Below are 4,318 nucleotides of genomic sequence, written 5' to 3' on the forward strand. Positions count from 1 at the left end.
CACGAGCTTTTTCTTCCGGCGCGTTATCGATCTGGTCGAATGCGCGAGCAGCACCGCCGTAGGTTTTAGCCAGAACGGTAGTGATTGCAGCGGTCAGCGTTGTTTTACCATGGTCAACGTGGCCGATAGTACCGACGTTAACGTGCGGTTTTGTACGTTCAAACTTTTCTTTAGACATCGATTGTCCCTCTAAGACACGGATAAATCGGTGATATCACCACATCAACCGGGCAACATGCCCGACTTGTTGAATGCAATAAACTAGAGAGAAACAGGGGAGGAGAGATAAAGAAGTGGTGCTGATACCCAGAGTCGAACTGGGGACCTCACCCTTACCAAGGGTGCGCTCTACCAACTGAGCCATATCAGCACGTTTGGAGCGGGCAGCGGGAATCGAACCCGCATCATCAGCTTGGAAGGCTGAGGTAATAGCCATTATACGATGCCCGCATCCTGAAACTCGGCTACCCAGTTCTTTCTATAACAAAAAAAAGAGAAGCGTCTCTTTTTCTGTTTGAGCTGACCAGTTTAACCAATCAACTCTGGCTCCGCAAAGCGTTGCCGAAAGATGGTGGTGGGGGAAGGATTCGAACCTTCGAAGTCGATGACGGCAGATTTACAGTCTGCTCCCTTTGGCCGCTCGGGAACCCCACCAGGCACTTGATGGTGCCGACTACCGGAATCGAACTGGTGACCTACTGATTACAAGTCAGTTGCTCTACCTACTGAGCTAAGTCGGCATCAAGTAGCGCGCATTCTAGGGAGACCTGCGAGTTCATGCAACTAAAAAATTGCAGAAAATGTTCTATTGCTCACATTTTGTGCTCTGGCGAGAAAAAATGGTGTAATTTCAAACAGAGCAGCACAAAAATACGCCAACCTTCTCCTTAGAAACGATTGTCGAAGAGAGCAAAATCCTCTTCCAAACTGCTAAAGCGGCATCGATACATCGCAACCCGGTCACAATATTCACTGAATAAGCCGGATGCTTCTACTGAGAACTTTATATGCCCTTGCTAAACCATTCATCTCTGTGATGCTACCTTTAGAAAGCATCATTCAATGAGTTTTTTTCTTATTATTCCTCGCAATCTGGTGTTACCCTCCTGCCCATTGTCCTGATTAACTAGTGTGAAGCACTCCGCCTTCATGTCATTCGGCGGTTGCAAGAGCATGCTTATGAGCCTAAAAGAGCAAACGTTAATGACACCGTATCTACAATTTAACCGCGACCAATGGGCTGCACTTCGTGATTCCGTTCCGATGACGCTAACAGAAGAAGAAATCACGCGGTTAAAAGGCATCAACGAAGATCTTTCCCTGGAAGAAGTAGCAGAAATTTATTTGCCGCTGTCGCGTTTACTCAATTTCTATATCAGCTCCAATTTGCGCCGACAGGCTGTACTGGAACAATTCCTGGGCACCAACGGGCAACGCATTCCGTACATCATTAGCATTGCGGGTAGCGTGGCCGTCGGGAAAAGCACCACCGCGCGCGTACTCCAGGCTTTACTTAGCCGCTGGCCTGAACATCGTCACGTAGAATTGATTACTACGGATGGTTTTCTGCATCCTAACGCCGTACTGAAAGAGCGCGGCCTGATGAAGAAAAAAGGCTTCCCACAGTCTTATGATATGCACCGCCTGGTTAAATTCGTCTCCGACCTGAAATCCGGGGTTCCTGACGCCACCGCGCCGGTCTATTCTCATCTGATTTATGACGTCATTCCTGATGGGGATAAAACCGTTACTCAGCCTGATATATTAATTCTTGAAGGATTAAATGTTCTGCAGAGCGGGATGGATTATCCTCACGATCCGCACCATGTATTTGTTTCGGACTTTGTGGATTTTTCAATTTATGTCGATGCGCCAGAAGAACTGCTTAAGACCTGGTATATCAACCGTTTTTTGAAATTTCGCGAAGGCGCATTTACCGACCCGGACTCCTATTTTCATAGCTATGCTCAGCTGTCTAAAGATGAAGCAATTAATGTTGCCACATCGCTCTGGAATGAGATTAATCTTCTGAATTTAAAAGAAAACATCTTACCGACACGCGAGCGAGCAAGCCTTATAATGACCAAAAGCGCAAACCACTCAGTTAATCAGGTGCGTTTAAGGAAATAAAGAAGGGAGCGTCAGCTCCCCTTTTTTTATTCCGCGCTTCGCAATGATATCTCACCGCCAATCCAGGGTTTTATTACCCCATCTTGCTCCAGTAATAATGCTCCTTGAGCATCAATGCCTCGAGAGATACCCACGACTTCTTTATCGCCAATAATAAGTTTAACCGGGCGATTAATAAAGTTATCCAACTTTTCCCAGCGGGTCAGATAGGGTGCTAAGCCTTCGTTCTCAAAAAGTTTAAACCCCGCCCGCAGCTCTTTAATTAGACAAGCTGCTAACGTATTACGATCGATAGCCATCCCCGCTTCCTGCAGGCTGATCCAGCCCTGATTGACAACGTCAGACTCAACGCGGCGCATCATTAAATTAATCCCTGCGCCGCTAACGATATGCGCTGCGTCGCCGGTTTTCCCTGTCAGCTCGACCAGGATCCCGGACAGTTTCCGGTCCTGTAAATAGAGGTCGTTCGGCCATTTTACCCGTACTTTATCCGCCCCCAGGCTTTGCAGCACTTCGGCAATCACGATCCCGATGACCAGGCTCAAACCAATGGCGGCTGCAGGGCCCTGCTCCAGTCGCCAGTACATTGATAGATAAAGATTAGATCCAAACGGAGAGAACCACTTACGCCCGCGGCGGCCGCGACCGGCCTGCTGATATTCAGCCACGCAGGCATCACCGGATTGCAGCTCACCGAGTCGGTCCATAAGATACTGGTTGGTGGAATCAATAACCGGTAGCACGGTGACCCGCCCGTGTTCAATCTGCCTGGCGATCTGCTCTTCATCCAGAAGCTGAATGGGCTCAGGTAAACTGTAGCCTTTACCCGGAACGGTGAAGACGTCAATTCCCCAGTCGCGTAACGTTTGAATGTGTTTGTTGATTGCGGCGCGGCTCATCCCTAAACGCTCACCAAGTTGTTCACCTGAATGGAATTCAGCGTCAGCTAATATGGATATCAGCGTCAGAGGGACGGTATAGTCTTTCATGCGATAGTCTCCTCGGCATTCACTTCGCCCGTTTCGCCAATAAAGCGCACTTCTGGTTGCAGCCAGATATCAAACTTTTCACCAACCTGCTGACGTACATAGTGTGCCAGCTTAACCACATCCTCACTGGTTGCTTGATTATCATTGATTAATACCAGTGCCTGCTGGCTGTGTACCGCTGCACCGCCAATCACTTTTCCTTTAAGCTGGCATTGATCGATAAGCCAGCCGGCGGCAAGCTTCATGCTGCCATCGGGCTGTGGATAGTGAGGGATGTTTGGATAGGAGGTCAGTAGCGCATTAGCCTTCTCCGTGCTAACAACCGGGTTCTTAAAGAAGCTTCCCGCATTTCCATTCACTTTTGGATCGGGAAGTTTGGTCATGCGCATATGGCATACGGCATCAAATACCTGTTGCGGAGTGACGGTTTGCGGATCCAGCCGGGTTAAATCGCCATAGGTCAAAACGGGCTGCCATGCCTTTGGTAAGATCAAACCAACAGCTACGATGGCATAGCGGTCCTGATACTCATGCTTAAAAATGCTATCCCGATAGCCAAAGCGACACTCAGCAGCGGTGAGTCGTTGCTTCTGCCCGGTCGCCAGCTCAATACAATCAACGTACTGGCAAACCTTTTTTAATTCAAGGCCATAAGCCCCAATATTTTGAATCGGCGAGGAGCCGGCGCAGCCAGGAATTAAGGCCAGATTTTCCAGACCAGGCATTCCATTATTTAGCGCAAACTGTACCAGCTGATGCCAGTTTTCTCCCGCGCCCACGTGCAAATGCCAGGCGTCAGGTGTTTCACTCACTTCTATACCCATAATACGGTTGATAATCACCGTGCCGGAATAATCCTTCAGAAACAGGACGTTACTTCCTTCACCAAGGATCAGAGCTGGCTGGCGCTTTGCAACGGCATTCTGCCAGGCATCCAGTAGCTGTTTTTCAGTTTCGGCGCGTACAATCGCGCTGGCGGAACGGTCAAGACCGAAGGTATTCCAGGGCTTAAGTGAGTGGCTCATAGTGGCTTCCAGATGCAAAATCTGCATTAGTTTACCGTATATAGCGAGGGAAGGCTTGCCCGATCGTCGTGGGTTGACGAGAGACCATGGCGTTATCAGGAGGAATTGTTAAACCCCTGAAACGCAAAAAGCCCATCCGTCAGGATGGGCTCTTCACTTGTTTGATGCCTGGCA

The 4,318-nt window shown here is 49.0% G+C and carries 4 protein-coding genes and 4 tRNA genes; 1 reads left to right on the top strand and 7 read right to left on the bottom strand.

Features of this window, described 5'->3' with window-relative positions:
* From ABLV11_RS06905 to ABLV11_RS06925, 5 genes are all read right to left on the bottom strand, one after another.
* Positions 1-178 (bottom strand): GTP-binding protein (locus ABLV11_RS06905; RefSeq protein ID WP_000031655.1); only part of this gene is annotated, 178 nt, incomplete at its 3' end.
* A gap of 116 nt (positions 179-294) precedes the next feature.
* A tRNA-Thr gene (locus ABLV11_RS06910) sits at positions 295-370 on the bottom strand.
* 5 nt (positions 371-375) lie between these two features.
* Positions 376-450: transfer RNA gene (locus ABLV11_RS06915), tRNA-Gly, on the bottom strand.
* 119 nt (positions 451-569) lie between these two features.
* A tRNA-Tyr gene (locus ABLV11_RS06920) sits at positions 570-654 on the bottom strand.
* Positions 655-664: 10 nt separating this feature from the next.
* Positions 665-740: transfer RNA gene (locus ABLV11_RS06925), tRNA-Thr, on the bottom strand.
* A gap of 439 nt (positions 741-1,179) precedes the next feature.
* On the opposite strand from ABLV11_RS06925, the gene coaA reads away from it, so the two are divergent.
* Positions 1,180-2,130, top strand: coding sequence for a type I pantothenate kinase (gene coaA / locus ABLV11_RS06930; protein WP_004109734.1), 951 nt, complete (start codon positions 1,180-1,182; stop codon positions 2,128-2,130).
* A gap of 26 nt (positions 2,131-2,156) precedes the next feature.
* On the opposite strand, the gene birA is transcribed toward coaA, so the two are convergent.
* Together birA and murB are read right to left on the bottom strand one after the other, a co-directional pair.
* Positions 2,157-3,119, bottom strand: coding sequence for a bifunctional biotin--[acetyl-CoA-carboxylase] ligase/biotin operon repressor BirA (gene birA, locus ABLV11_RS06935; protein WP_023320143.1), 963 nt, complete (start codon positions 3,117-3,119; stop codon positions 2,157-2,159).
* The gene (murB, locus tag ABLV11_RS06940; protein ID WP_126489612.1) at positions 3,116-4,144 is read right to left on the bottom strand and encodes a UDP-N-acetylmuramate dehydrogenase; all 1,029 of its coding nucleotides are present in this window, start codon (positions 4,142-4,144) and stop codon (positions 3,116-3,118) included. Before murB ends, birA begins: the two co-directional genes overlap by 4 nt.
* Positions 4,145-4,318: the final 174 nt, after the last annotated feature.

This window comes from Klebsiella sp. GW_Kp181 (assembly GCF_040062315.1).
In the GTDB taxonomy this organism is placed as follows: domain Bacteria; phylum Pseudomonadota; class Gammaproteobacteria; order Enterobacterales; family Enterobacteriaceae; genus Klebsiella; species Klebsiella oxytoca.

Coding starts and splice junctions, on each gene's coding strand:
- coaA (WP_004109734.1), top strand. CDS start 1,180: ATGAGCCTAAAAGAGCAAACGTTAATGACACCGTATCTACAATTTAAC.
- birA (WP_023320143.1), bottom strand. CDS start 3,119: ATGAAAGACTATACCGTCCCTCTGACGCTGATATCCATATTAGCTGAC.
- murB (WP_126489612.1), bottom strand. CDS start 4,144: ATGAGCCACTCACTTAAGCCCTGGAATACCTTCGGTCTTGACCGTTCC.